Genomic DNA, 26166 nt, shown 5'->3' with positions numbered 1-26166 from the left:
AGTCGACCTGCACCGTCCCGCTCAGACCCGCTTGATCTCGTCCCACAGCGCGTCGAGGGTGCCGAGATCGGCGTCGTGCAGGTCGATCGACCGCTCCGCGGCGAGCAGTTCGACCGATTCGAACCGGCGCCGGAACTTGTCGGCGGCCGCACGCAGCGCCGCCTCCGGATCGACCCGCAGATGCCGAGCGACGTTGACCACAGCGAACAGCAGGTCGCCGAGCTCGTCGCGCGACTCGTCGTCGTCGCCCAGCGCGTCGGCGAGCTCGGCCGCCTCCTCGGCGATCTTGGGGAGCGCACCGTCGACGGATGGCCAGTCGAAGCCCACCTTCGCGGCCTTGCGCTGCACCTGGTGCGCGTAGCTGAGCGACGGCAGCGAGCCGGCGACGCCGTCGAAGACCGACGTGCGACCCTTCTCGGCTCGTTTGATGGCCTCCCAGTTGGCGAGCACGTCGTCGCTGCCCTCGACGTCGACGTCGCCGAACACGTGCGGATGGCGTCGCACCAGCTTGTCGTGGATCGCGGACGTGACGTCGGCGATGCTGAACCGCCCCTCCTGCTCGGCGATCGTGGCGTGGAACTCGATCTGGTAGAGCAGGTCGCCGAGCTCCTCGATCAGGTGCTCGTCGCTCGCCGGGTCATCGGGGTCGAGGCCCTGGATCGCGTCGACGAGCTCGTACGACTCCTCGATGAGGTACGGCACGAGCGACGTGTGGGTCTGCTCGATGTCCCACGGGCAGCGCTCGCGCAAGGTCCTGGCCAGGTCGTGGAATCGGACGTAGCCGAGCCCGGGATGGGCGCCGAGCTCCGGGACGTACAGCGACGTGAGGTGGTCGGCCTCGAGCGCTCGGTCCATGTCTGCCCAGGTGGTGGTGACGATGCGTTCGTCCTCGGTGCCGAGGGCCTGGAGCAACGTGACGGGCGTCTCGGCGAGCGACGTCCCTGCCGCGTCGCCGACGACGTCGACGTCGTCGATCGAGAGCTTGATGTCGCTCAGCACCCAGTTGGCGTGGGTGTGCGCGACGAGGAGGGGTCCCGACGCGTCAGCTCCGGATCGTGCGAACTCGTGGCCGTCGACGAGGCGGACGCCGGCCTCGACGGGATCGATGCCGAGTCGCGCCCAGACCAGGTCGAGGAACGACATCGCCGGGAGCACCTCGGTCGTCACCCGTTCGTCGTCGAGCAGCAGGCGAACGGTGCGCTCGAGCACCAGCGGCGAACCCGGGACGGCGTAGAGCACAGCGCCGTTCGAGACCGCCGACGCGACGAGCCGCTCGACGATCTCCTCGTAGACGTCGTCGAAGCGGTCGGCCGCTTCGTACACGTCGTCGAAGGATGTCGCGTCGGGAACCAGGTGCGCGGTGGGATGCACCGACGTTCGCAGGAAGCGCGGCTCGATGCGGTCGACGGCGTCGAGCGTCTCGCGGGTGACGTGCGACTCGCCGCCCGGGCCCAACCCGACGACGACGATGCGCGGACGCGGGTCGTTCACCCGACTAGCCGAGCGGGACGACGCTCAGGTCCTCGGGCGAGAACGCGCCGAGCTGCGGATCGACGGACACGTCGGCGGTCATGGCGAGTTCGAGCACGGCGTCGATCAGCGACGGATCGGTCGCCTGGGCCAGGCTCATCAGCTCGAACCCGTTGACCTCGTCGACCGGCTGCATGCGCACGACGAGGGTCAGCCCGTCGGGTGTGGCCACCGTGCGATGTGGATCGGACGGTGACATGCCGGTGAGCTGGGTGATCGACTCGCCGAGGGATTCGGTGGGTTGGCACTGCGCCCGCGCCGCGTTCGGGAGGTCGGGTAGCTCGGCGGCGAGGATCGCATGCCAGTCCTCGCCGGCGTCGAGCCGGTCGACGTACGCCTGCGCCTCGTCGATGTTCCCGACCTGGAAGAACGACAGGCACCAGATGCCCGACGTCTCGCCGCCGGCCTCGTACCGGTCGATGAGCCCGACCTCGCGGATGAGCTCGGTCGCGATCCAGGTGGCGGTGATGGCGCGGGCGTCGTCGGCCACCACCACGGCGTCGTCGATCGGCAGCCCGAGCTTGGACGACCGCTCCTTCAACTCGTCGTGGCTCAGCTCGGCATCGCCGACCCGTGCAGCCACGTCGTCGGCGCCGAGCGTCGAACAACCGGACAACGCCAGCGCCGCCGCCGTCAAGGCGAGCGCGAGGCGGGCGGGGGAGCGTCGGATCACGGCGCACAACCTACCGGCCGCGCTGCGCCGGCTCCGCGCCGACCGGTCACGCGGCGCCCTCCGGGATCAGCTCCTGGAGGAATCCGACCAGGAACGTCGCTGCGTCCTGCCCGCGCGGGATCGGCACCACGAGCTGCCGGAGCTCCTCCTTGTGGATCGCGCCCTTGGCGATCCGCTTCAGCCGGGTCGCAGCCGACAGCTTCAGCTCGAGTGGCGCCAGCCGGGCCTGGTTCTCCGTGATCTGGAGGTCGACGATGCCGAGCCGGTTGCACTCGGCCCGGAGGCGGCCGACCATGAGCAGGGCCTCGGCCGGCTCGGGGAGCGGGCCGTAGCGGTCCTCCCACTCGGTGCGGATGTCGTCGACCGCGCCGTGGCTCGTGACCTCGGCCAGCCGGCGGTACGCCTCGAGGCGCAGTTCCTCCTTCGAGACGTAGTCGACCGGCAGGAACGCGTCGGAGGGCACGTCGAGCTTGATCTCCGACGGCGTCGGGATCGGCTCGCCCTTCATCTCCGCAACGGCCTCGGTGACCATCTGGCAGTACAGGTCGTAACCGACGGCCGCGATGTGGCCCGACTGCGCCTGACCGAGCAGGTTGCCGGCGCCACGGATCTCGAGGTCGCGCATCGCGATCTTGAAGCCGGAGCCGAGGTCGGTGGCCTCGCCGATGGTCTTGAGCCGCTCGTACGCCTCCTCGGACAGCACGGTGTCCTCGGGGTGGAACAGGTAGGCGTAGGCCCTGCTACCGCTGCGGCCGACGCGACCCCGTAGCTGGTGCATCTGACCGAGCCCGAGCAGGTCGGCGCGCTCGACGACCAGGGTGTTGACGGTCGGCATGTCGATGCCGGACTCGATGATCGTCGTGCAGACCAGCACGTCGTAGCGGCCCTCCCAGAAGTCGACGACCACCTGCTCGAGCGTGCCCTCGTCCATGCGGCCGTGGGCCACGGCGATGCGCGCCTCGGGGACGAGCTGCCGGAGGCGGGCGGCAGCCGTGTCGATCGAGCGGACCCGGTTGTGGACCCAGAAGACCTGCCCTTCGCGGAGCAGCTCGCGGCGGATCGCCTCGACCGCCACCCGCTCGTCGTACCCGCCGACGTAGGTCAGGATCGGCTGCCGGTCCGCGGGCGGTGTCTGCAGCAGCGAGAGGTCGCGGATGCCGACGAGCGACATCTCGAGCGTCCTCGGGATCGGCGTGGCCGACAGCGTCAGCACGTCGACGTTCGTCTTCAGCTTCTTGATCTGCTCCTTGTGCTGGACACCGAATCGCTGCTCCTCGTCGACGATCAGCAACCCGAGGTCCTTGAACGTGACGTCGGCCGCGAGCAGCCGGTGGGTGCCGATCACGCAGTCCACCTCGCCGTCCCTGAGGCCTTGCATGACCTGCTTCGCCTGGGCGGCCGTGAGGAACCGCGACAGCACCTCGACGCGGATCGGGTACCCGGCGAAGCGATCGGCGAACGTGTTGCCGTGCTGGCTGGCGAGCAGGGTGGTCGGGGCGAGCACGGCGACCTGCTTGCCCTCCTGGATGGCCTTGAAGGCCCCCCGGATGGCGACCTCGGTCTTGCCGAACCCGACGTCGCCGCAGATCAGGCGGTCCATGGGGAAGGGTCGCTCCATGTCGCCCTTGAGGTCGTCGATCGCCGTCCGCTGGTCCGGCGTCTCGACGTACGGGAACGCATCCTCCATCTCGCGTTGCCAGGGCGTGTCGTGGCCGAACGCATGGCCCTCGGCGTTGACCCGCTTCTGGTACAGCACGACCAGCTCCTGCGCGATCTCGCGGACGGCCGAGCGGACGCGTCCCTTCGCCTTCGCGAAGTCGCTGCCGCCGAGCCGATGCAACGTCGGGGCCTCGCCGCCGACGTACTGGCGCAGCGTGTCGATCTGATCGGACGGCACGTAAAGCTTGTCGCCGCCCTTGTACGCGACGAGCAGGTAGTCGCGTTCGACGCCACCGATCGATCGCTTCACCATCCCCTCGTACTTGCCGACGCCGTGCATGTGGTGGACGACGTAGTTGCCGGCGTGGAGGTCCTCGAACGTGGTCGTGCCCTCGCGCCGCCGCGGGCGCGCCTTGCGGTGGGCGCGGCGGCGGCCGGTGAGGTCCGACTCGGCGACGATCGCGACCTTGGCGTTGGGGATCGTGCAACCGCGGTGGAGCGGCGCGACGACGATGCGACCGCCGGGGGATGCGAGCTCGAGCGGCGGCTCGATGTCGGTCGTGCCGACGACCGGGAAGTCGAGGCCCTGCTCGAGGAGGATCTCGTGGAGGCGGGTCGCCGATCCGGCGCCGTCGGCGGCGACGGTCACGCTGTAGCCCTGCCCGATCAGGTCGATCAGCCGGTTGCTCAGCCCGGAGCCGTCTGCGCCGACCGGGCCCCAGCCGGACGCCTGCACGACGGGTGTGTCCGGCGAGTCGGGTGACGAGTCGATCGTCCAGAACGAGCCGGTGGCCGACGAGGACAGCAGACGGTCGACGTCGGCGTGCAACCTCGGGAACGCCTTGTCGGGGTCACGGGCCCAGGTCGATGCCAGCGCCTTGGCGAGGTCGTCCTCCTCTGCCAGCAGGTCGATCGCGCGGTCGCGCATGCGCCGCGGCTCGACGAGCAGCACCTTGGCCTGCTCGGGGAGCACGTCGGTGATGAGCGTGTCGTCGTCGACCAGCCACGGGACCCACGATTCCATCCCCTCGAAGTGGGTCCCCTCGGCGAGGCGCTCCCACTGCTCGCGGCCCCACGGCTCGGTCGCGACGAGTGAGGCCGCACGCTCGCGGACGTCGTCGGTGGGCATCAACTCACGCGCCGGGAAGATGGTCGCCTGGTCGATGTCGCCGGTCGATCGCTGGTCGTTGACGCCGAACACCGTGAGACGATCGACCTCGTCACCCCACAGGTCGATGCGGATCGGTGCGTCGGCGGTCGACGGGAAGACGTCGACGATGGCGCCGCGCCGTGCGAACTCGCCGCGGTGCTCGACGAGCTCCTCCCGCCGGTAGCCGAACTCGACCAGCTGAGCGGTCAGCTGATCGGGGTCGATGATCGCGTCGGGCCGCACGATGATCGGCTCGACGTCGACCGCACCCGGCCCGAGGCGCTGCAGGAGCGCCCTGACCCCGGCGACGATCACTTTCGGGCAGCTGGTCGCGGCCGAGCTGCTCCCCGCTGCCCGGTCGGGTTCGGCTCCCTGCCGCAGGCGCCAGAGCACTTCGAGTCGCTGGCCCATCGTCTCGACCGCTGGGCTGACACGTTCGAAGGGAAGCGTCTCCCATGCCGGGAACAGGGCGACGTCGTCGCCGCCGACGTACTGGCGGAGGTCGTCGTAGAGCTGGCCGGCCATCGCCCCCGTCGGGCACGCGACGACGAGCGGTGAGCGCCCGGACAGGTGGGCGAGCGCGGCGATCGAGATCGGCCGGGCCACCTCGACGACCGCGAGACGGGCGCCCGGCTCGCCGAGCGCCCGGGTCAGCCCGGGCTCGTCCCGGAGCAGCGGCGGGAGCGAGGCCAGCGTCACGGACGGGCGTGGAAGTCGGCCATCGCGGCGTCGATGCCATCGTGGATGATCATCTCGACGGCATCGGCGGCATCGGCGACCCGCTGGTCGAGCAGCTCGCGCTGGCGGGCCGGGACCCGGGTCAGCACGTGGCTCTTGCCGCGCCCCTTGTTGGGCGGCTTCCCGACGCCGATCCGGATCCGGAGGTAGTCCTGGGTCTTCAGGTGCTGCGTGATGCTGCGCAGACCGTTGTGCCCGGCGAGGCCGCCCCCCGCCTTGAGCTTGAGCACGCCGGGCTCGAGGTCGAGCTCGTCGTGGACGACGATGATCTGCTCGGGCGTCTCGATCCGGTACCGGCGGACCAGCGAGGACACCGCTCGCCCCGACTCGTTCATGAACGTGATCGGGAACGCGAGGACGACACGAGGAGCATCGAGACCTCGACCGAACCTCGCCTCACCGACGAGCGCGTTGTCGCGGCCTGCCTTGAGCGGGGCGTCGTGCCGCTCGGACAACATGCGAACGCACTCCTCGCCGACGTTGTGCCGAGTGCGGGCGTACTCCTTGCCCGGGTTGCCGAGACCGACCACCAGCCAGTCGAACGGGGTGCCCTTGCCGGCCCGCCGGTCGAAGAGACCCATCGGTCAGGTGAGCGTGGGAGCGGTCACTCGCCGGCGTCGTCGCCGGCAGCGTCGCCGCCGCCCTCGTCGGCGGCCTCGCCGGCCTCCTCGGCGCCTTCGAGCTCTTCGAGGCCTTCGGCTGCCTCTTCCTCGGCGTCGAGCACCGGCGTCCGCATCGTGAGCACGGTGACGACCGGCAGCTCGACGTCGGCGGTGGCGGTGACGCCGGACGGCAGCGCGACGTCGCCGAGCGTGATCGTGGTGTCCATCGTCATCTCGGTGACGTCGATGACGATCTCGTCGGGGATGTTCCGCGGCGTGGTCGAGACCTCGATCTCGGTCATCGCCAGGTCGACGAGACCGTTGTTGGCGAGCACGTCCTTCGCCTCGCCCTCGAGCCGGACCGGCACCGAGACGGTGATCGCCTCGTCGAGGTTGATCTGGATAAAGTCGACGTGCTGCACGGTCCGGCGCACCGGGTGGCGCTGCATGTCCTTGACGATGGCCGGGTACACCGTGCCGTCGACGGTGAGGTCGAGGATCGTGTTGGTGCCGGCGGCGCCGGACAGGGCGACGCGCAGGTCGCGGCGGGCGACCGAGATGCTCAGCGGCTCCATGCCCTGTCCGTACACGACGGCGGGGATCGAATCAGTGGCGCGCAGGCGGCGAGCGTTTGCGCTGCCGGTTGCGCGCCCGGTTTCGGCGATGAGAACGGTCTCAGACATGGGTAGATCAAGCCTCGTGGAACGGTGATACGAGCAGCGGGCCATGCTATCGCCCGCCCCCGGCACCCACACCGTGAGTGCCGGCCTGCCTCGTGGGCTCCGGGGCTCGCCGGTCCGCCAGAACCCGTGCGGAGGTGTGCGGGTTGGGCGAGCGCCGAAGCGGAGTGGGGCTCGGGCGGAGCGGAGCGGCGAGCTCGGGAGGTGGCGGCGGGTCCAGCTGCGCCGGTCCGCCAGAACCCGTCCGTCCGTTCAGTTCAGTTCAGCACCGGCACCTCGGCCATCGCAGCGTCGATGCTCTCCTGGGGCAGGTCGTAGTCGACCATCTCGCCGCTGAGGTACTTCTCGTACGCCGCGAGGTCGAGGTGTCCGTGGCCGCACAGCGCAGTGAGGATCACCTTCTCCTCGCCCGACTCCTTGCACGCCAGCGCCTCGCGGACCGCAGCCGCGATCGCATGGGTCGGCTCGGGGGCCGGGACGATGCCCTCGGTGCGGGCGAACTGCACCGCTCCGGAGAAGCACTCACGCTGGGGGATGGCGACGGCCTCGGCCAGGCCGAGCTCGTAGATGTGCGACACGAGCGGGCTCATCCCGTGGTAGCGCAGCCCGCCGGCGTGGATCGGCTCGGGTACGAAGCCGTGGCCGAGCGTGTGCATCTTCATCAGCGGCGTCATGCCGGCGGTGTCGCCGAAGTCGTAGCGGTACTCGCCCTTCGTGAGCGTCGGGCAGGCGGCCGGCTCGACGCAGCGGATGACCGGGTCCATCTTGCCGGCCAGCTTCTCGCGCAGGAACGGGAACGCCAGCCCGCCGAAGTTCGAGCCGCCGCCGGTGCAGCCGACCAGCACGTCGGGCGTCTCGCCGACCTTGGCGAGCTGCAGGAGCGCCTCCTCGCCGATGACGGTCTGGTGCAGCAGGACGTGGTTGAGCACCGAGCCGAGTGCGTACCGCGCGTTCGGGTCGGCCACGCAGGCGGCGACGGCCTCGGAGATCGCGATGCCGAGCGAGCCGGTGTGGTCGGGGTCGTCGGCGAGCAGCTGGCGCCCGAACTCGGTCACGTCGGACGGGCTGGAGTGCACGGTGGCTCCCCAGATCTGCATCATGGTGCGGCGATAGGGCTTCTGGCGGTACGACGCGCCGACCATCCAGACCTCGCAGTCCATCCCGTACTGGGCGGTGGCGTAGGCGAGCGCGCTGCCCCACTGGCCGGCGCCGGTCTCGGTCGTCAGGCGGGTGACGCCCTCGGCATGGTTGTAGAAGGCCTGCGGTACCGACGTGTTCGGCTTGTGCGAGCCGGCCGGGCTGACGCCCTCGTACTTGTAGTAGATGCGAGCCGGCGTGCCGAGCGCCTCTTCGAGGCGCGTCGCCCGGAACAGCGGGCTGGGACGCCACACCCGGTAGACGTCGAGGACCTCACCGGGGATGTCGATGTGGCGCTCGGCCGACACCTCCTGCTCGATGAGCGCCATCGGGAACAGCGGCGCCAAGTCGTCGGGCCCGACCGGCTCCCTGGTGCCGGGATGCAGCGGGGGTGGTGGCGGCTCGGGCAGGTCGGGGATGACGTTGTACCAAGTCGTCGGCATCTCCGACTCGTCGAGATCGATGCGGTGCTTCGGCGTGTCCGTCATGGTTCGGAAGGTACCTCGCGCGGCGCGGGCGCGATTCAGCGGAATCACCTGGGCGTCGCCCGGGCGGCGCGGCTCGTGTCGTCGGGATCGCTCGCCACACCGCTGCTGCGACGCAGCCGAGGGTCGGTCCGCTGTCGTGGTCGCCTCGTGTTCGATCAGCAGCCCGCTCGACCGGATCCGTGTCGAGGCATGACGCCAGGACCCGCGCGACCAACCGCTCAGGAGTGCCGATTCCGAGCAGGTGCCACCCTCGTCGACGCTCCGCGATTGCCGGGCGGCTGTGACGACCGCAGAGCCTCGGCGAACTCGTCGCGGTGGGCGTTCCACCAACGTCGTCGCCGATCGAACCGTCCTTGGCCCCCCATCGACTCCCACATCTGGATGAACGCAGCCTCGCCGGCTTCGACCCGCCGCCGAACGAACTCGCCGCCTCGCTCGATCGACTCCGTCAGACAGTCGATGAGCACGCTGCGACCGACCCCATCGAGTCGATACTCATCACACACCAGTCGCAGTCGAGCAGGCCGGTCGGTCGTCGTCCATCCGAGTTTGGCAGCGTTCGTGTCGTCGTCGATCGGAACGCACATGCGTGCGAACGCAGCCAGGTCGAACTCGCGACGACCCGGTGCCACGAAGTCGAAGTCCAGCAGCGCAACCGCTTCACCGTCGCGGAACACCACGTTCTCGAGGCAGACGTCGTTGTGGCACATCACGTCGCCGCCCGACGGATCGGCCATCTCGTCGCTCCACGTCGTGGCGCCGATGTCGAGGCCGACCGAAGCGTCGTGCAAGCGTCGAAGGAGCCGAGCAATCGAGCCGAGCGCTGCGTCGGTCTGCGCCCAGCTCGGATACGGCGGTGTGGCGACGTCGCCATGAACGAACCAGAGACGCTCCCGTCCATCCGGTTCGATCCCCACCGGCACCGATGCGCCGTCGAATCCGCCTCGACGTAGAGCGACAAGGAACCGGTGGATCGACGTCGAGTGCGCGTTCGAGGGCCGAAGCACGTGGTCGCCCACGCGAGCCACAGCGCCCGCGTTGGCGACACCACCGTGCAGCACCTCCTCGTCTGACATCCATGTCATCCTCGCAGCCCCCGAGGTAGAAGCGAACGAGCGGTCCGATCGGTTCGGCCAGCGCATCGGTGCCGCGCTCGCGCAGGTTCCGGCCTCCGATCGTCCCGATGTGCTGATCGGGGCTCCGTGCGAGGTGCTGACGTGATGGCGCCCGGGGATGGCGAGCGCCTCGACGATCCCGGGCTCTGCTTCGTCTGTGGCCGCCGGTTCCACCCGGAGACGGATGATCGTCCGCGGGGCGAGCCGCGTCGCGATCCCTCGTACGACTCCTGCCCTCGGGTCGAGCGAGCGGGTCAGGGTGCCCGGGACGAGCACCGCCGACCGGGTGCTCATCCCGGTCAGTCGGACCGGACGAGGTGGAAGTTGGTGGACGTGCCGGTCTGCGCAACGTAGAGACCATCGGCGGCCTCGAAGGAGTCGACCGCCTGGAGCGCGGTGAAGAAGGCCTGCTCGATCTCCATTGCGTCCGCACCGCAAGCCCGTTTTGTCGACCTCAGATCCGACACGCCGAAGCGGCCAAATCCGGCCTCGGCCGACCAATCGATCGCACCGGTGTATTGGTTGCACGCAGCGGTACCACTGATCATCCCGCCCTCAATCGTGACCGTGACGGGCTGCGAGGCGCCGAGCACGACCCGTTCACCGTCCACGGTCAGCTCCTCGACGAGCCAGTCCCCTTCGACCTCGAGTGCGTCACTCGAGTCGACGCTCGGCTGTTCGTCCTCGACCGGGCGAGCGCCAGCGCGGATCCCGTCGGGCTGATTGTTGACCACCGCGATCTCGCCGTACCGGTTGTCGACGCACTCGCTGGCCCGGGCTGCAGCTGCGTCGCCGGCGATTGCGGCCACGTCGTCGACGGATCGGTATCCGCCGCCGCCGTGGACAGCGTCGCCGTGGCCGATCGACTCCCCGCCGGGGAGGATCACTCGATCCGTTCGGGAGTCCCATGACGTCGACGCAGGCCAGACGATGGGATAGCGCTGGGCCACGTCGGCGAGTGCGACGTACAGGCAGTCTCCGTCGATCTCGATCACACCTCCGACCTCGGCATCCTCCCCTTCGGTCGAACGGGCCCGAAGGTGGCGCATGACAGGTCCGTCGAGCCCCACCGCGGCCGGCGAGTCGGTAGGAGCTGGTTCAGCTTCATCGGTTGACCCGTCGTCGAGCCCGCAGCCGGTCAACGCCGCCAGCATCGCGACGGCAACAACTGCCCACGACGACTGCGCCGAAGACCTCACCGAAGCGCACCGTAGATCACTGCCGAGCGATGTGTCGTAGCAACGTGGTCTGACGGGTTCGGAGCCGCGGAGGCAGCAAGGCGGGGCGAACCGGTTCCCGGGTGCTGACGCCTGTCCCTCCGCCGCACGTTCTCGCGCTGCCCGGCGAGCGCCGACGGGCCGCTATGGCTCCGCGAGTCCGAACAGGTCGGTGGTTCTGCGGGCAACCTCGTCGAGCCATTCCGATCGAGCACGCGCGGTGCTGTCGGTCACCGGACCAACCACGACGCGATCGACCGTTCTCACGCCGCAGTACGGGAGTACGCAGCGGGTCCAGATCGAAGCGAGTGGGTCGCCGAGCACCTCCGCCTCGCGCTGTGCCGGGGTGTCGGTCGTGTTGACCACGAGCGCGGCCCTGAGCGAGAGCAGCCCGTCGGGCTCGCCCGTGGCGTCGGTGAGTCGGTAGGCAACCCCTGGTACGAGAACGCGGTCGAGCCAGCCGGCGAGGATTGCCGGCGGCTTTCCCCACCAGTTCGGATGCACGACGACCAGGCCGTCCGCATCGGCGATCTCCTCGCGATGCGTGGCGACCAGTACGTCGTCGGAGCTCGCGAGCAGCTCTTCGACCGTGCTCCCCGTCGTGTAGCACTCCTCGGGACGCAGGAGCGGATCGAATCCCTCGTCGTAGAGGTCATGGAACGCGACGGTGTGACCGGCCTCGTCGAGCTCGTCGAGGATCGCTGACGCCAGAGCGTGATTGAAGCTGTTCGGTCGAGGATGGGCCAGCAGCAAAGAGATCTGCACGATCCGACGGTAGCGGGGTCGAGCCGTCGAGGACCCGGGGCATGCCGGAAGTGCCGGGCGATCGGCGCCGCGAAGGAGCAGCATCGGTGCCGACGCCCCGCATCTCCGAGCGGCTCCAACCGAGCGGCCGCGTCGATCCCGCGCCGGGTCGGCGGACCGTCGGTCTCCCGTCGCTGTCAGTCCGTGGAGGAAGCGCCGATGGCTGTCGCCGGCGGGAACTCGGACCCAGCTCGACTTCGTCTTGGAAGTCTCCGGCAGCCGGGGGCCGAAGGGTCCACGGCGTCCCACACTGCGGGCGGGAGCGAGACGGTCAGGCCAGGTTCTCGCCGTCGAAGATGTCGCTGACGCTGGTGTCGTCGAACACGGCGCTCAGCGCCTCGGCGATGATCTCGGCGACCGACAGCACCTCGATCTTCGGGATCTGCTTCTCGGGTGGGAGTGGCAGTGTGTTGGTGAGGACGATCCGTTCGAGCGGCGCATTCTTGAGCCGGTCGATCGCCGGGCCCGACAGCACCCCGTGGGTGGCCATCGCCCAGACCTCGGTGGCGCCGCGTGCGAGCAGGATCTCGGCCGCCGACACGATCGTGCCACCGGTGTCGATCATGTCGTCGGTGAGGATGCACAGGCGGCCGTCCACGTCGCCGATGACCTCGCGTGCCTCGACCACGTTGGCCTGGCCCTTCGGTCGGCGCTTGTAGATGAACGCGATGTCGGCGTCGCAGTCGACCAGGTGCTGCGCCATCCGCTCGGCGACCTTGATGCGTCCCGAGTCGGGCGACACGATGACCGGTGCGTCCGCCGCCTGCTGACGGATGTAGTTCTCGAGCACAGGGGCTGCGGTGAGGTGGTCGACCGGCCCCTCGAAGAAGCCCTGGATCTGCCCGGAGTGGAGGTCGATCGAGATCATCCGCTTGGCGCCGGCGGCCTTGAACATGTCGGCGACGAGGCGGGCGGTGATCGGCTCGCGGCCCTCGGCCTTGCGGTCCTGGCGGGCATAGCCGTAGAACGGGCACACCGAGGTGATCCGCTTGGCCGACGCCCGGTAGGCGGCGTCGATCATGGTCAGCTGCTCCATGATCGAGTCGTTGACCGATCGGCCGTCGATGCCGTAGTGGCTCTGCATCACGAAGACGTCGGCACCGCGCACCGACTCGGCGAAGCGCGGGCGGATCTCGCCGTTGGCGAACTCGACGATGTTGGCGTCGCCGAGGCCTTGACCGAGATGCGCCGCCACCTCCTCCGCCAGCTCCGGGTGCGTTCGCCCCGAGTAGAGGGCGAGCTTCTTGGTCGTGACCTTCTCCATGGTGAGCGCCCCTCCCCGGGCAGCTGCGATGGTCGTCTGCGTGGCCCGTCGGCGGCTCACGAGCTGGCGGCTCTCGTCAGTCGTCGACACTTGCAGTGTAGAACGCCCCGGTGGTGACGTTGGAAAGTACCGCCGAGCCAGGCGCGAGGTGCGCGAACGGGCCCACCTGTGCGCCCTCGCCGATCTCGGCGTCGACGCCGACGGTCTGGCGGACCAGCGCCCCGGCGCCGACGACGCAGTCCTCGAGCTGGGTGTGCGGGCCGATGTCGCAGCCGTCGGCGATCACCGTGTCGCCGTGCAGCATCGTGCCGGGGTAGATCGTCACGTCACGCCCGAGCCGGACGGTGACGTCGATGAACGTCTGGCGCGGGTCGAGCATCGTGACCCCGTTCAGGAGCCAGTGACGGTTGGTGCGGTTGCGCAACTCGCGCTCGGCCAGCGCGAGCTGCCAGCGGTCGTTGACACCGTGCGTCTCGGCCGGGAGCGCCTCGACCGCACCGACCCGGTGCCCCATCGCGGCCAGCCCCTCGATGACGTCGGTGAGGTAGAACTCGCCCTGCGCGTTGTCGGTCGTCAGGTTGCGCAACGCAGGGCCGAGGAGATCGCGCCGGAACGCGTAGATGCTCGTGCAGACCTCTCGGATGTCGAGCTCGTCGGGCGCTGCGTCGCGCTGCTCGACGATGCGCAGGACACGCCCGTCGGACGCACGCACGATCCGCCCGTAGCCGGTCGGGTCGTCCATCACGCTCGTCAGCAGCGTTGCTGCGTTGGCGTTGGCGACGTGCGTGGCGACCAGCTCGTCGAGCGTCGTGGGGCGCAGCAACGGCGTGTCGCCCGGCAGGACCACCACGATGGCGTCGTCGTCGTAGTCGTCGCCGCCGAGGGCGGTCATGCCGATGGCGGTCGCGTCGCCGGTGCCGTTCTGGTCGACCTGCTCGACGAATGCGACGTTCGACCAGCCCGGGGCGGTCTCGTGGACCTTCTTGGTGACCTGCTCGGCGCCGTGCCCGACGACGACCACGGTCCGAGCCGGGTGGAGCCGCTCGAGCGCGTGGATGACGTGCAACACCATCGGTCGCCCGCAGATGCGGTGGAGCGGCTTGGGTCGCTCGGATCGCATGCGCGTGCCTGCCCCGGCGGCGAGCACGATTGCTGACACGGTCATCGGGAGCCTCCTGAGGGTGCGAGGTGGTGCATCGCTCTCATCGTTCCGGGGAGAGGACTCGAACCCCTATAAACGGCACCAAAAACCGCTGTCCTACCATTGAACGACCCCGGACGGCCGTGCCGTCGGCGCGAGCCGACCGCACGGCTTCACGGTAGCGCCGGCCGCGTCGGTCGCGCCCGCTTCTTCCCCCACGGCGCAAGCCCGTGCCCGCTCGGCGGATTGCCCTCGTCGGTGCGACCACTTCGGTGTGCCGCGAGCGGACATCCGCCGGTAGCGTGACCACCCTTATGGGTTCGCTCGTCAAGAAGCGCCGCAAGCGCATGCGCAAGAAGAAGCACAAGAAGATGCTTCGCCGCACGCGTCACCAGCGTCGCAAGTAGCTGACAGTTCGTCGCCGGTGCTCACCGGCCGCCGGGCCCATCCGTCATCGCCTCGATCCCACCGGATCCGGCGGCGGCGTGGTGTGCGCGGCGATGATTCGTGCGCCCTCGTTGCCCAGCGCAGCGAGGGCGTTCTCGTGTTCGCCCGGGACGAACCACGTGGCGCCGCTGCCCGCGAGCACGGGATGCTCGCCGCACGCGTCGCCGATGCGATCCCGCCATCGCACGAGCTCCGGTTCGACTCGGCACGCAGCCGGTTCGAGGTCGTTGGGTCCGTCAGCCGTCGGTCCGCCCAGCTCGTCCCAGGCGCGGTAGGCGGCGGGCGTGTCGACCGACAGCGGCGGGATGACCAGCGTCACCGAGCGAGCCGCATGGGGGAGTGGCTCGACGATCTCGCCGATGCCCCGCACCCGCGCACGACCGCCGACGATGCAGAACGGGATGTCGGCGCCGATCGTGCTCGCGGTGACGAGTTGGTCGGCCGAGCCGCCCCAGCCGGACCATCGAAGCACTGCGGCGGCATCCGTCGAACCGCCCCCGAGTCCGCCGCCGGGCGGGATCCGCTTGTCGATGGTGACGTGGGCGCGCCGGCCGGTGAGTGCGAGCGCCCGCCTGACGAGGTTCGACTCGTCGGTTGGGATGCCCTCGGCGTAGGGCCCCGAGAGCGTGACGCCGTCGCCGCTCGGGTCGATGGTGAGCGAGTCGCCCACCGACAGGCTGGCCATCTCCGCGTCGATGAGGTGGTAGCCGTCGTCGCGCACGCCGGTGATACGGAGCTCGAACGTGAGCTTCGCAGCAGCGACGAGGGTGACGGGCGCGCTCATCGTCCCGCTGTCATGCCGGGCCGGGGGTCGCGGCGGGCGCCGTCGACGTCACGGCGTCGGTCAGCCGGCACCAGTCGTCGAGCGACAGCTGCTCGGGGCGGGCCTCGGGCGAGATCTCGGCGATGGCGAACTGATCGGCCGTGACGACGGAGCTGAGGGACCGCCGGAGCATCTTCCGGCGGTGGGTGAACGCCGCCCGCACGACGGCGAACAGCTGTTGCGGGTCGGTCGCCGGGGGTGTCCGACGCTCGATGCGAACCAGGGCGGAGTCGACGTTGGGGCGGGGCACGAACACCGAGGGCGGAACCGTGGCGACGAGGCGGGCCGTCGCCCAGTACGCGACCTTGATGCTCACCGCGCCGTACTGCTTCGACCCGGGCGATGCGACGAACCGCTCGGCGACCTCCTTCTGCACCATCACCAGCATCGACGCGATGCCGGGCACCTCGTCGAGGAGGTCGCACACGAGCGGCGTCGCGACGTTGTACGGCAGGTTGGCGACGAGCGTCCAACGGTCGCTACCTGCGAGCAGCTGGGACCAGTCGACGCGCGTCGCGTCGGCCTCGACCACCGAGACGTTGCTCGACGGGGCGACGACGTCCCGCAGCACCGGCACGAGGTCGGCGTCGACCTCGACGGCGGTGATCTCGGCGCCGGTCTCGGCCAGCGCCAGCGTCAGCGAACCGAGCCCCGCCCCGATCTCGACGACGTGGTCGCCGGCGCCGACGCCGGCCAGGGCGGCGATGCGGCGCACCGTGTTCGGGTCGGCGACGAAGTTCTGGCCGAGGTCGCGCCGGGGCGCGAGGCCGTCGAGCAGCTCGTGGATGCGCGGTCGTGAGTGCGTCACCGGCTCACCAGGTGATCGTCACGGGGACCGGCGCGTCGGTGAGGTCGGCGATCAGCAGGAAGGCGTCGGCGTTCAGGACGACGTCGACGTCGGGCTCGGTCCCGCCGACGTTGGCGATGCACCGCACACTCCGGCTGTTGTCGAGGTTGGTCACGGTGACGGCGGTGTTGAACGGCACGCCCTTGACCTGGCACGCGGTGGTCGCCGTGATGCTGCGACGGAACGAGGCAGTGCCCGTGATGCCGTCGGGAGGGCGCGGGATCGCGATCGTGGCGGGGTCGCTGTCCTGCGCCGGGGACGTCCCATCGAGGTAGGCGACCGGCGCGGTTCCCATCGGGTCGTCGCGCGGCGGCTCGGTCGCCGGCGCCTCGGGGGTCCGGTCGTCGGCGACGACGGTGGCGCCGACGAACGTCACCGTCGGCGTGGCCGCCTCGTCGTCGCTGCCCCGGTTGAGGAGGAACGCCGCGGGGACGAGGATCACCGTGATCGCTGCGGCGATGGCGACGCGGCGTCGCTGGGCGTAGTCGGGGTTCATGATCGGTGAGGCCAGTCTGCCCGGCACCGAAGCCACGGTGGGTGCAGCACCGAAAAGGCTACTGGCGCCCCGGGGCGACCCGACCGGTCACGGCGCCGTCGCCGGGAACGCCCGCTCGGTGTTCCGTCGGGTGGCGTCGGCGACGTCGCCGACGGGGAGGTCGCACAGGTCGGCGACGAACCGGCCGACATGCGGCACCCACGCCGGCCGGTTGGTCTGCCCGCGGTGCGGGACGGGGGCGAGGTACGGGCTGTCGGTCTCGATCAGCAGCCGGTCGAGCGGGCAGAGCCGTGCCGCTTCCTGCACGTCGGTGGCGTTCTTGAACGTGACGATCCCCGAGAACGAGACGTGGGCTCCGAGGTCGAGCGCCCGGCGGGCCTCGTCGGCGCCGCCGGTGAAGCAGTGGAAGATCGTCCGGGTCGGTGGGCCCTCGGCGACGAGGATCTCGAACGTGTCGTCCCAGGCGTCGCGGCTGTGGATCACCAGCGGCAGCCGGCGCTCGTGTGCGAGCTGGATCTGCTCGGCGAACGCCCGCCGCTGGACGTCGCGCGGCGAGTGCTCGTAGAAGTAGTCGAGCCCCGCCTCGCCGACTGCGACGACGCCGGGTTCGTCGAGCAGGTCGACGATGGTGTCGACACCGTCGCTGGCTTCGTGGGGGTGGAGACCGACGGTGGCGTGGACGCCGTCGTGCTCGGCTGCGGTGGCGATCGCTGCGAGCGACGTCGTGCGATCGCATCCGACCGTGACGAGCGTCGTGACGCCCATCTCGCGTGCGGCCGCGACGGCTGCGGCGGTGCCGCCCGGCATGCGCTCGTCGTGCACGTGACAGTGGCTGTCGGACCAGTGCTGCATGACGACGAGCGGCTCAGGCGTCGAGGTCGACCTTGCCGAACAGCGGCGTCGGCTTGGGGATCGGCGCGCCGGTGGCGATCGGTGACCGCTCCCAGCGCTCGATCGGGCCGAGCACCTCGGCGAGGCGGGCCGTGGAGAACGGGAGGTACGGCGCGAAGAGCACTCGCACGCCGTTCACGGCGCTGAGCGCGGTGTGGAGGATGGTGCGTCCGCGTTGCTCGTCGACCTTCAGCACCTTCCATGGTTCGGTCTCGCTGAGGTAGCCGTTGACGGCCTGCGCGGCCGCCAGCGCGGTGCGCAGACCTGCCTTCAGCTCGACCGCCTCGAGCTGTGCCGCGGCCGATCGAAGGGCCTCATCGACCTCGTCGAGCACGGCGCGGTCTGCACCGAGCAGCTCGCCGGGGTCGGGCACCTGGCCCTCGCAGTTCTTGTTGACCATCGACAGCACCCGGTTGACGAGGTTGCCCCAGGTGGCGACGAGCTCCTCGTTGATGCGCCTGGCGATCTCGTCTTCGGAGACCTCGGTGTCGGCGTGCTCGGGGAACGCCGCGGCGAGGGCGAAGCGGATCGCATCGGGCTCGAATCGGTCGAGCGCCTGCTCGATCGTGAGGCCCACACCTCGACTCGCCGATGCCTTGCCACCCTTGAACGTCACGTACTGGTTGGCGGGCACGTCGGTCGGCAGGTTGAGGTCGCCCGCGCCCATCAGCTGGGCAGGCCAGAACAGGCAGTGGAACGGGATGTTGTCCTTGCCGACGAAGTAGTAGCTGCGTGCGTCGTCGCCCTCCCACCAACGGCGCCAGGCCTCGGGGTCGCCGGTGCCGGCCGCCCACTCCTTCGACGCCGACAGGTAGCCGATCACGGCGTCGTACCAGACGTAGATGCGCTTGCCGGGTCCGAGGTCGTCGACCGGGAGGTCGATGCCCCACTCGATGTCGCGCGTGATCGCCCGGTCGTGGAGCCCCTCCGTGGTCCAGCTCTTGGCGAAGTTGAGGACGTGCGGCCGCCAGCCCTCGCGGGTGTCGAGCCACTCGGCGAGCCGCTCGTTGAAGTCGGAGTAGCGGTAGTAGAAGTGCTCGGTCTCGCGGAGCTCGGGCGTCGAGCCCGACAGCTTCGAGCGCGGGTCGATCAGGTCGGTCGCGTCGAGCGTGCGGCCGCAGTTGTCGCACTGGTCGCCGCGCGCCTCGCCGTAGCCACAGTGTGGGCAGGTGCCCTCGACGTACCGGTCGGGGAGGAACCGCTCGGCCTCGGGGTCGTAGAGCTGCTTGCTGACGCGGCGGTCGATGTGGCCCCGCCGGAGCTGCTCGAGGAACATCTCCTGCGTGACCCGGGCATGGTTCTCGGTGCCGGTCGTGGTGTAGAGGTCCCACGAGATGCCGAGCTCGTCCCACTGGCGGACGATCTCGCCGTGATACCGATCGACGATGTCCTGCGCGGTGACGCCCTCCTCCTCGGCACGAACGGTGATCGGCGTCCCGTGCACATCGGAGCCGCTCACCATCAAGACGTCGTTGCCGGCGAGGCGCTGGTAGCGGGCGAACACGTCGGCGGGCAGGTAGGCACCCGCGAGGTGGCCGAGGTGGCGCGACCCGGAGGCGTACGGCCACGCGACAGCCACGAGGATCGGGGTGCTCATCCCGCCGAGCGTACCGACCGCCATGCGGCGCACCGACGTGGGATCGGGCGACCGGCCGGCCCGCGGCCGGTGCTCCACGTGCGGTCGACGGCACGGACCGGGCGGATCGGATCCATTGCCTTCACGCCGCTCGGCGGTGGCGATGGTCACACCCGTCCGGTCGTCCCGGCACCAGACACGACCCGTATCGTTCCGGCTCGTGGAGGGTGAGTTCGAGCGCGCGACGCGGGTCCGCAGTCGGGGCGGTGGTCTGTACGACGCCGACATCCCGGCCGGCTGGGATATCGCCGGCAACGCCAATGGCGGCTACCTGATCGCACTCGCGGCACGGGCGATGATCGATGCGACCGGTCGCCCGCCGCTCAGCCTGACCGCCCACTACCTCGCGCCGGGACGGCCGGGGCCGTGCGACGTCTCGGTCGACCTCGTTCGCGTGGGCCGCCGCACCGCGACGGCCTCGGCGCGGTTGCGCTCTCACGGCGTCGACTCGCTGGCGCTGCTCGGCACCTTCGGCGAGCAGGGCGCGCCCGGTCCGCTGTTCATCGGCACCGAGCCGCCCGACCTGCCGCCGATCGACCAGTGCGTCCGCGCCAAGCCTCCCGGGGGTGAGGCGGTCTCGGGGTTCGGTGACCGAGTGGTCGTCCGGATCGACCCGGCCGACGCCGGCTTCCGCCTCGGCGAGCCCAGCGGGCGGCCGGAGATCAGCGGCTGGTTCGAGTTCACCGACCACCAGCGCACCGACGAGCTCGGCCTGCTGCTCGTCGCCGACGCGTTCGCCCCGGTCTGCTTCAACGTGCCGTCGGTGCCCGTCGGTTGGACGCCGACGCTCGAGCTGACGGTCCACGTTCGCGGTGTCCCCGAGCCCGGCCCGCTGCGGTGCCGGTTCCGCAGCCGGTGCCTCCAGGCCGGGCTGTTCGAAGAGGACGGCGAGATCTGGGATGCCGGCGGAGCGCTGGTTGCGCAATCCCGGCAGCTCGCCCTCCTGCCGCGCGGCTAGTGCTCCGTCGCGCTCCGCCGACCGGCAGAGCCGGATCGGCCGCGCCTGGCCGAGCTCGCTGTCTCCGCTGCGGCGCTTCGCGCCGTGCTTCGACGCTCGCCGACTTGGCCGGCGCAACGCGGTCGGTCGGCGAGATCAGCGTGGCGCGACGCGCTCGGGCAGAGCCGGATCGGCTGCGCCTGGCCGAGCTCGCTGTCTCCGCTGCGGCGTCGCAGCGCCACGTCTCGACGCTCGGCGGCGCTGGTCGGTGGCCGGTGCCGCTGCGAGGCGTCAGCGGAACCAGCCGCGCCGGGCGCGCCGCGTGCCGACCTCGATCCCTGCTGCGAACGTCCCGGCGGCCAGGCCGGCGGACGCGACGCCGGCGACGGTGCGCCGGATCACCGTCTTGGTGCGCTGGCTGAAGATCACCACCGGCCAGGCGTGCAACCGCGCGTGGCGTTCGAGCTTGGAGTCGGGGTTGACGGCGACCGGGTGACCGACGGCGCCGAGCATCGGCAGGTCGCTCGACGAGTCGCTGTAGGCGTAGCACTGTCGGAGGTCGAGACCGTCCCATCGGGCGAGGTGCTCGATCGCGTCGACCTTTCCCTGGGCGTAGCAGAACGGGCCGTCGAGCTCACCGGTGTACACCCCGTCGGCCACCTTGCCGCGGGTGCCGATGCCGCCGGTCATGCCGAGTGAGATCGCCAGCGGCTCGACGATCTCCTGCGGCGCGGCGGACACGATGAACGTGGCCCGACCGGCGTGGCGGTGGATGTCGACGAGCCGCCGCGCCTCGGGGCGGATCTTGCCGAGCAGGCGGGGGAGCACCCGCTCGTTCAGCGCCTGGAGGTCGTCCTGGCGCTGGCCCTTCACGAATCCGAGGATGCGGTCGCGGACGGCGTCGCTCGTGCCGTCGCCGCTGTGGTCGCCGACGAACTTGAACGTGGCCGCGGTCAGCGCATCGCGGACGAGCTCGTGGGCGGGCATCATCTTCATCGAACGCGCGGCGGTGGCGAGCGTGAACGCGGACGACCCGGCGATCAGGGTGCGGTCGAGGTCGAAGAACGCTGCGCTCGGTCCGCCGGTGGCCACCGACACGTACTCGCTCACATCGGCGAGGCTAACCATGGGCCGTCGGCGGGGCAGCGCGCGCTGCAGCGGCCCTCGCCCGATCTACTCGGCGATCGCGAGGGCGTAGACCTGCTTCTTCGGGACGCCCAGTTCGGTCGCCACGCTGGCGACGGCGTCGCGCTTGGTCGCACCTGCCCCGAGGTGGACGCGGAGAGCGGCGCGGATCTCGTCGTCACCCGGCTCGGCCGACCCGGAGCGATGTCCGCCCACGACGATGACGTACTCGCCTCGTGGATCGCCGATCGCGACGGTGCCCAACGTGCCGCGCACGACCTCCTCGTAGAGCTTGGTGAGCTCGCGGCAGATCGCCACGGAGCGGTCGTCGCCGCAGACGCGGCGGAGGTCGTCCAGCGTGCGCTCGATCCGGTGCGGCGCCTCGTAGAGCACGATCGTCCGCGTCTCGCGAGCGATCTCGTCGAGTCGCGCCGCGCGCTCACCGCCGCGGCGGGGCAAGAAGCCCTCGTACACGAAGCGGTCGGTGGGCAGCCCGCTGACGACCAACGCCGTGATCACGGCGGCCGGCCCCGGCACGGCCGACACGGCGTAGCCGGCATCGAGCGCAGCCCGCACCAACCGTGCGCCCGGATCGGACACGCCGGGCGTGCCGGCGTCGCTGACGACGGCCACGTCGTTGCCGGCCCCCAACTCGTCGAGGACGTCGGCGATGCGGTGGTGTTCGGTGTGCTCGTTGGCGACGGCGAGCCGTTCGGCTCGCACGCCCGCGTGCTGGAGGAGCCGGCCGGTGCGGCGCGTGTCCTCACAGCACACCAGCGACACGCGGCCCAGCACGTCCACGGCGCGTTGTGGCAGGTCACCGAGGTTGCCGATCGGGGTGGCGACCAACCAGAGCGTGCCGCCCTCGCTCACGTGTCGTCGGTCCGGACCTCGAGCACGTCGCCGACGCGGAGCCCCCACCGGGCGAACGCACCAGCCTCGGCTTCGACGACGACGCTCGCTCGCCAAACGGGTACGCCGACACGGCGTTGGTGCATCGACATCGTCTTCACGACGACGCCGTCGTCGTCGAGGAACGCGACGTCGATCGGGAAGCGCATCCCGATGGTGTGCACCCAGCGGCACGGTCGGAGCACCAGGGCGCCATCGAGGTGGTCACGGCCGAGCAGACCCCTTCGTCGGGCCGATCGTGCGTCGGCGACCTCGGCCGACGCCAGTACTCGGGCGTCTTCTCTCACGAGCCACGGCACAACCGAAGTGTGCCACGGCGGCGGGCCGCAGCCACCCGCGGCGACCGGCACGCTGCCGGATCCGTGGTCGCCCCGGCGTGTTGCCGGTGGCCCGCCGACGTGCGGAGCGCGAGCGCCGCACGTCGGCGGGTCAGCCGACGCCTCCGATCAGGTGACGACGAAGTTGTCCCAGTGCCAGGTGTGGCCGATCGGGTTGCCGTCCTTGTCCGGCGTGTAGTTGTGGTCGTAGAACACGACCCGCTGCGGACCGTCGGGGAACGAGCCGGCCATCGAGACCGACTGCCCGCCGACCGTGAAGGTGACGGTGCCGTTCTTGTTGTCCTCGAGGCACACAGGGTGACGGGTCTTCTTGTCGGACCCGGCGCTGATGCCGCCGCCGAGGCGTGTGTCACCGATCTTGAGCGCACCGGGGTACCCGGCGGACGCCCCGCCCGACCACGTGGCGATCAGGCGATCCGAGGTGTTGAGCCCGCCGCGGACGTCGGCGGAACCGACGTCGGACACGATGTGGCCGGGCACGGGCACCGACTCGTCCCAGCCCGCCCGGTAGGTCGAGTTGAACAGGTCATCGGAGACGACGCCGACCTTCCACCACTGGCGGTTGCCCAGATCGGTGAGGTTCACGTCGAAGCACACCGACGAGACGTCCGAGAAGACCTGGTCGGGCGAGAACCACAGGATCGAGTAGGCGGCGATGTCACCCATGGTCGTCATCAGGTGGTTGCGGCACAGGTACAGGAGGTCCTCGGTGTGGAAGTCGATGATCGGCTTCCACCCGTTGGCGCCGGTCTTGTCCTGCTGGAACTCGGACCGGATCGTCCGCTGTGTGTCGGGCGACCCGCAGTCGAGGTCGTGGTCGGCCGTCCAGGTGCCACCGGCGCCGATGTTGTTGTTGGCGCCATCGGGGATCGGCGTCCCGGCCTCGTGGTGGGCCACACCGCGGTGGTACACGCCGTACCGGAACCGATCGAGCCCGGTGTTGTTGTCGAACGTCTCGACGAACTGGGCGCCGGACGCCGCAGGCGACTCGGCCGGCGGCGCCGGCGGAGCGGTCGTCGTCGGCGGCTCGGTCGTCGGCGGCTCGGTCGTCGGCGGCTGGGTGGTCGGGGGTGCCGTCGTCGCCGGGGGTGCCGTCGTGGCCGGGGGAGCGGTCGTCGCCGGCACGGTGGTCTCCGGGGCGGTGGTCTCCGGGGCGGTGGTCGCAGGCGCGGTGGTCGCGGGGGCGGTGGTCGGCGGCGCGGTCTCGGTGCTCGCCGGACCGAACCAGTCCTGCTCCCAGGACCGGTTCTCCAACGTGGCGTCGAACCGGGCGATGTAGCTGTTCGCGGCGTCGGTGTACCAGCGCCCCGAGAACCACACGCCGAGGCAGCCCTTGGCGTCGCCGGCCGCGTAGTCGCCGCGGCCCTCGACGTTGTTCAGCCAACCGAATCGGCCCTCGAAGCACTCACGCCAGATCGCGTAGGTGTAGTCGAGGTTGTAGGCGCTCGAGCTCGTCGAGTTGTCGTTCGCGAACGCCGACTGGTGGTAGAGCCAACGGACCTGACCGAGCCCGATCGATTCGGGGCATTCCCCGTTGTGGTCACGATCGCCGTTGTACTGCGGCGGGTAGTTGCCGATCGGGAAGCCGGGTGCGCAGGCCGCCGGGTCGGTCGTGAAGTCGCCCAGCGCGGTCTGCTTCCAGTTCGACTCGTTCACGATCTGGGCTCGCACCCAGTCCTCGTCGATGCCCCACTTGCAGGCGGTCCACTGGATGATCTCGTCCGTCGTTCCGACGAAGTCGCCGGTGACACGGGGGTACGTGGCGTTGGCGCCGTTGCCGCGGGTCGCGTTGTACGGGACGTTCTCAGGACGGTTCTCCGACGCAGGGCGCACGCCGGCTGCGCACTCGGCATCGGTCGGCAGCGCAGCGCCGACCGGCATCGTCTCGAAGCGGCCGGTCGGGACGTCCGGCAAGGTGGTCGTCGGTGCGACCGTGGTCGTGGTGGTCTCGTCGGAGACGTTGCTGCATGCGGTGAGCGGATCGGCATCGTGGGGCACGATCAGCTGGCGAACGCGGTCGCTCGAGTTGTAGCCCACGTAGCAGTCGCCGCTGGCCGGCGTGCAGTCTTCCGGATCGAGGCCCTGGGGCACCATCGTGGAGAAGAACCGCGATCCGGTTCGGCTGTAGATGTCCCAACACTCGGTGTCGGTCGACGACCCGAAGGTGGCGGTCGCGCCCACACCGAGTGGAACGACGAGACCGACCACCAGGGCGGTCGCAAGGGAGGGTTTCATGGCGGATGTGCCTTCCTTTCGTGGACTGTGGTCCTGCGACGCCCGCGCGCAGGACCGCGTCACGAACGTTCGGGGCTGTATCGGCGCGTCCGCCCGACGCTCTTGAGGCTGCGAGTTGCTTCTTGCCGATCTCTTGATTCAAGGCCTGACGAGGTCACCTCGTCGGCGGCAAGCAAGCTGGTTGTGATCGACCGGTTGGACCGAGGTCACCGATCGTGCGGGTTCACTCCCACACGACGATGTTGTCCCAGTGCCAGGTGTGGCCGATCGGGTTGGTGTCTTTGTCCGGGTTGTAGTTGTGGTCGTAGAACACGACGCGGCTGGGTTCGGCGGGGAAGGATCCCGAGGTCGTCTTCGAGACGCCGGCGACGGAGAAGGTGACCGTGCCGTTCCCGTTGTCGGTCAGGCAGGCGGGGTGGCGGGTCTTCTTGTCGTCGCCGCCGTTGAAGCCGGCGCCGACCTTGGTGCCGCCGATCTTCAGGGCACCCGGGTAGCCGGCCGATGCAGCGCCCGACCACGACGCGAGGAGCCGATCGGGTCCGCTCAGACTGCCCGGCAGGTCCGAGGTGCCGACATCGGAGATCAGGAGGCCCGGGTTGCCGTTGATCTTCGAGTTGTACAACCCGTCGGAGACGACGCCGATCTTCCACCACTGGCGGGTGCCGAGGTCGGTGAGGTTGACGTCGACGCAGACCTTCGACACCGACGAGAACACCTGATCGGGGGAGAACCAGACGATCGAGTAGGCCGCCACGTCGCCCATCGACGTCATCAGGTGGTCGCGGCAGAGGTAGAGGAGCTCGTCGAGGTGGAAGTCGACCCGCGGCTTCCAGCCGTTCTCGCCGGTCTTGTCCTGGAAGAAGTCGGTGCGCAGCGGCCGCTGGGTGTCAGGGCTGCCGCACGAGAGGTCGTGGTCGGCGCTCCATTGCCCCGCCGCGCCCACGTTGTTGTTGCCGACCAGGACCGGGGCCCTGCCGGCCTGTTGCCAGCCGACGCCTCGGTGGTACACGCCGTACCGGAACCGGTCGAGCCCGGTGTTGCCGTCGAACGTCTCGACGAAGGCTGCGTTGGCCGGCGGCGGGGTCGGCGTCGGCGGCGTGGTGGGCGGCGTCGTCGGTGGATTGGTGGGAGGCGGGGTGGTGATGTTGCGGGTGTCGAGGAGGCGGTTGGGGTTGCGGGGGGTGTAGTCGGCGCCGGCGGGGAACCAGCCGTTGATGTCGGCGAGGATGTCGACGGGTTGGAGGGTGTAGAGGCAGATCTTGCCGCCGGTGCCGATGTCGA

General features: G+C 70.3%; 23 protein-coding genes and 1 tRNA gene. 2 read left to right on the top strand and 22 right to left on the bottom strand.

Features of this window, described 5'->3' with window-relative positions:
• Positions 1 to 21 precede the first annotated feature (21 nt).
• From mazG to QNJ12_RS08620, 12 genes are all read right to left on the bottom strand, one after another.
• Complete coding sequence (gene mazG / locus QNJ12_RS08675) at positions 22 to 1491, bottom strand: nucleoside triphosphate pyrophosphohydrolase (RefSeq protein ID WP_300621674.1); 1470 nt, start codon at positions 1489 to 1491, stop codon at positions 22 to 24.
• Between the two features lie 4 nt (positions 1492 to 1495).
• On the bottom strand, positions 1496 to 2203 hold the full coding sequence (locus QNJ12_RS08670) for a hypothetical protein (protein ID WP_300621671.1): 708 nt from the start codon (positions 2201 to 2203) through the stop codon (positions 1496 to 1498).
• A 46-nt stretch (positions 2204 to 2249) separates the two neighbouring features.
• On the bottom strand, positions 2250 to 5711 hold the full coding sequence (gene mfd, locus QNJ12_RS08665; protein WP_300621668.1) for a transcription-repair coupling factor: 3462 nt from the start codon (positions 5709 to 5711) through the stop codon (positions 2250 to 2252).
• On the bottom strand, positions 5708 to 6331 hold the full coding sequence (gene pth, locus QNJ12_RS08660) for an aminoacyl-tRNA hydrolase (protein WP_300621666.1): 624 nt from the start codon (positions 6329 to 6331) through the stop codon (positions 5708 to 5710). Before pth ends, mfd begins: the two co-directional genes overlap by 4 nt.
• Before the next feature lie 23 nt (positions 6332 to 6354).
• The gene (locus QNJ12_RS08655; RefSeq protein ID WP_300621664.1) at positions 6355 to 7035 is read right to left on the bottom strand and encodes a 50S ribosomal protein L25; all 681 of its coding nucleotides are present in this window, start codon (positions 7033 to 7035) and stop codon (positions 6355 to 6357) included.
• A gap of 254 nt (positions 7036 to 7289) precedes the next feature.
• Entirely contained in the window at positions 7290 to 8657 is a 1368-nt protein-coding gene (locus QNJ12_RS08650) for a TrpB-like pyridoxal phosphate-dependent enzyme (protein WP_300621661.1), read from the bottom strand.
• 218 nt (positions 8658 to 8875) lie between these two features.
• Positions 8876 to 9733: a phosphotransferase gene (locus tag QNJ12_RS08645; protein WP_300621658.1), complete on the bottom strand. Its 858-nt coding sequence runs from the start codon at positions 9731 to 9733 to the stop codon at positions 8876 to 8878.
• 338 nt (positions 9734 to 10071) lie between these two features.
• Positions 10072 to 10821: an META domain-containing protein gene (locus QNJ12_RS08640; RefSeq protein ID WP_300621656.1), complete on the bottom strand. Its 750-nt coding sequence runs from the start codon at positions 10819 to 10821 to the stop codon at positions 10072 to 10074.
• Between the two features lie 312 nt (positions 10822 to 11133).
• Positions 11134 to 11757 carry an NAD(P)H-dependent oxidoreductase gene (locus QNJ12_RS08635; protein ID WP_367281769.1) on the bottom strand — a complete coding sequence of 208 codons (624 nt, stop codon included), beginning with the start codon at positions 11755 to 11757 and terminating at the stop codon, positions 11134 to 11136.
• 307 nt (positions 11758 to 12064) lie between these two features.
• Positions 12065 to 13057, bottom strand: coding sequence for a ribose-phosphate diphosphokinase (locus QNJ12_RS08630; RefSeq protein ID WP_300621650.1), 993 nt, complete (start codon positions 13055 to 13057; stop codon positions 12065 to 12067).
• Between the two features lie 76 nt (positions 13058 to 13133).
• On the bottom strand, positions 13134 to 14222 hold the full coding sequence (locus QNJ12_RS08625) for an NTP transferase domain-containing protein (RefSeq protein ID WP_300621647.1): 1089 nt from the start codon (positions 14220 to 14222) through the stop codon (positions 13134 to 13136).
• A 43-nt stretch (positions 14223 to 14265) separates the two neighbouring features.
• Positions 14266 to 14336: transfer RNA gene (locus QNJ12_RS08620), tRNA-Gln, on the bottom strand.
• Between the two features lie 176 nt (positions 14337 to 14512).
• Here QNJ12_RS08620 and QNJ12_RS08615 point away from each other — a divergent pair.
• Positions 14513 to 14605 (top strand): AURKAIP1/COX24 domain-containing protein, encoded by a 93-nt coding sequence (locus QNJ12_RS08615; RefSeq protein ID WP_133870992.1) that lies wholly within the window; start codon positions 14513 to 14515, stop codon positions 14603 to 14605.
• Positions 14606 to 14649: 44 nt separating this feature from the next.
• On the opposite strand, the gene QNJ12_RS08610 is transcribed toward QNJ12_RS08615, so the two are convergent.
• From QNJ12_RS08610 to metG, 5 genes are read right to left on the bottom strand one after another with little or no spacing between them, the layout of a single operon-like run.
• Positions 14650 to 15429 carry a 4-(cytidine 5'-diphospho)-2-C-methyl-D-erythritol kinase gene (locus QNJ12_RS08610; protein WP_300621640.1) on the bottom strand — a complete coding sequence of 260 codons (780 nt, stop codon included), beginning with the start codon at positions 15427 to 15429 and terminating at the stop codon, positions 14650 to 14652.
• 10 nt (positions 15430 to 15439) lie between these two features.
• Positions 15440 to 16276 (bottom strand): 16S rRNA (adenine(1518)-N(6)/adenine(1519)-N(6))-dimethyltransferase RsmA, encoded by an 837-nt coding sequence (gene rsmA / locus QNJ12_RS08605; RefSeq protein WP_300621637.1) that lies wholly within the window; start codon positions 16274 to 16276, stop codon positions 15440 to 15442.
• Positions 16277 to 16280: 4 nt separating this feature from the next.
• On the bottom strand, positions 16281 to 16838 hold the full coding sequence (locus QNJ12_RS08600) for a hypothetical protein (protein WP_300621634.1): 558 nt from the start codon (positions 16836 to 16838) through the stop codon (positions 16281 to 16283).
• 60 nt (positions 16839 to 16898) lie between these two features.
• Positions 16899 to 17663 (bottom strand): TatD family hydrolase, encoded by a 765-nt coding sequence (locus QNJ12_RS08595; protein WP_300621632.1) that lies wholly within the window; start codon positions 17661 to 17663, stop codon positions 16899 to 16901.
• Between the two features lie 13 nt (positions 17664 to 17676).
• Positions 17677 to 19299 carry a methionine--tRNA ligase gene (metG, locus tag QNJ12_RS08590; protein WP_300621629.1) on the bottom strand — a complete coding sequence of 541 codons (1623 nt, stop codon included), beginning with the start codon at positions 19297 to 19299 and terminating at the stop codon, positions 17677 to 17679.
• 199 nt (positions 19300 to 19498) lie between these two features.
• On the opposite strand from metG, the gene QNJ12_RS08585 reads away from it, so the two are divergent.
• Positions 19499 to 20296, top strand: coding sequence for a thioesterase family protein (locus QNJ12_RS08585; protein WP_300621627.1), 798 nt, complete (start codon positions 19499 to 19501; stop codon positions 20294 to 20296).
• A 270-nt stretch (positions 20297 to 20566) separates the two neighbouring features.
• Here the strand turns inward: QNJ12_RS08585 and QNJ12_RS08580 are convergent, their stop codons facing one another.
• From QNJ12_RS08580 to QNJ12_RS08560, 5 genes are all read right to left on the bottom strand, one after another.
• The gene (locus tag QNJ12_RS08580; RefSeq protein WP_300621625.1) at positions 20567 to 21385 is read right to left on the bottom strand and encodes an HAD family phosphatase; all 819 of its coding nucleotides are present in this window, start codon (positions 21383 to 21385) and stop codon (positions 20567 to 20569) included.
• A gap of 63 nt (positions 21386 to 21448) precedes the next feature.
• Entirely contained in the window at positions 21449 to 22273 is an 825-nt protein-coding gene (gene rsmI, locus QNJ12_RS08575; RefSeq protein WP_300621623.1) for a 16S rRNA (cytidine(1402)-2'-O)-methyltransferase, read from the bottom strand.
• On the bottom strand, positions 22270 to 22599 hold the full coding sequence (locus tag QNJ12_RS08570; RefSeq protein ID WP_300621722.1) for a DUF192 domain-containing protein: 330 nt from the start codon (positions 22597 to 22599) through the stop codon (positions 22270 to 22272). Before QNJ12_RS08570 ends, rsmI begins: the two co-directional genes overlap by 4 nt.
• Before the next feature lie 159 nt (positions 22600 to 22758).
• Entirely contained in the window at positions 22759 to 24885 is a 2127-nt protein-coding gene (locus tag QNJ12_RS08565; RefSeq protein WP_300621621.1) for a hypothetical protein, read from the bottom strand.
• A gap of 223 nt (positions 24886 to 25108) precedes the next feature.
• The coding region (locus QNJ12_RS08560) for a hypothetical protein (RefSeq protein ID WP_300621619.1) at positions 25109 to 26166 on the bottom strand (1058 nt) is incomplete at its 5' end.

Source organism: Ilumatobacter sp., from assembly GCF_030065885.1.
Classification (GTDB): Bacteria; Actinomycetota; Acidimicrobiia; order Acidimicrobiales; family Ilumatobacteraceae; genus Ilumatobacter.
Note: the sequence above shows the minus strand (reverse complement) of the source record. Positions and strands in the feature narration are given on the sequence as shown.

Coding starts and splice junctions, on each gene's coding strand:
- metG (WP_300621629.1), bottom strand. CDS start 19,299: ATGAGCACCCCGATCCTCGTGGCTGTCGCGTGGCCGTACGCCTCCGGG.
- QNJ12_RS08615 (WP_133870992.1), top strand. CDS start 14,513: ATGGGTTCGCTCGTCAAGAAGCGCCGCAAGCGCATGCGCAAGAAGAAG.
- QNJ12_RS08655 (WP_300621664.1), bottom strand. CDS start 7,035: ATGTCTGAGACCGTTCTCATCGCCGAAACCGGGCGCGCAACCGGCAGC.
- QNJ12_RS08645 (WP_300621658.1), bottom strand. CDS start 9,733: ATGTCAGACGAGGAGGTGCTGCACGGTGGTGTCGCCAACGCGGGCGCT.
- QNJ12_RS08640 (WP_300621656.1), bottom strand. CDS start 10,821: ATGCGCCACCTTCGGGCCCGTTCGACCGAAGGGGAGGATGCCGAGGTC.
- QNJ12_RS08610 (WP_300621640.1), bottom strand. CDS start 15,429: ATGAGCGCGCCCGTCACCCTCGTCGCTGCTGCGAAGCTCACGTTCGAG.
- QNJ12_RS08630 (WP_300621650.1), bottom strand. CDS start 13,057: ATGGAGAAGGTCACGACCAAGAAGCTCGCCCTCTACTCGGGGCGAACG.
- QNJ12_RS08650 (WP_300621661.1), bottom strand. CDS start 8,657: ATGACGGACACGCCGAAGCACCGCATCGATCTCGACGAGTCGGAGATG.
- QNJ12_RS08565 (WP_300621621.1), bottom strand. CDS start 24,885: ATGAAACCCTCCCTTGCGACCGCCCTGGTGGTCGGTCTCGTCGTTCCA.
- QNJ12_RS08625 (WP_300621647.1), bottom strand. CDS start 14,222: ATGACCGTGTCAGCAATCGTGCTCGCCGCCGGGGCAGGCACGCGCATG.
- pth (WP_300621666.1), bottom strand. CDS start 6,331: ATGGGTCTCTTCGACCGGCGGGCCGGCAAGGGCACCCCGTTCGACTGG.
- QNJ12_RS08595 (WP_300621632.1), bottom strand. CDS start 17,663: ATGCAGCACTGGTCCGACAGCCACTGTCACGTGCACGACGAGCGCATG.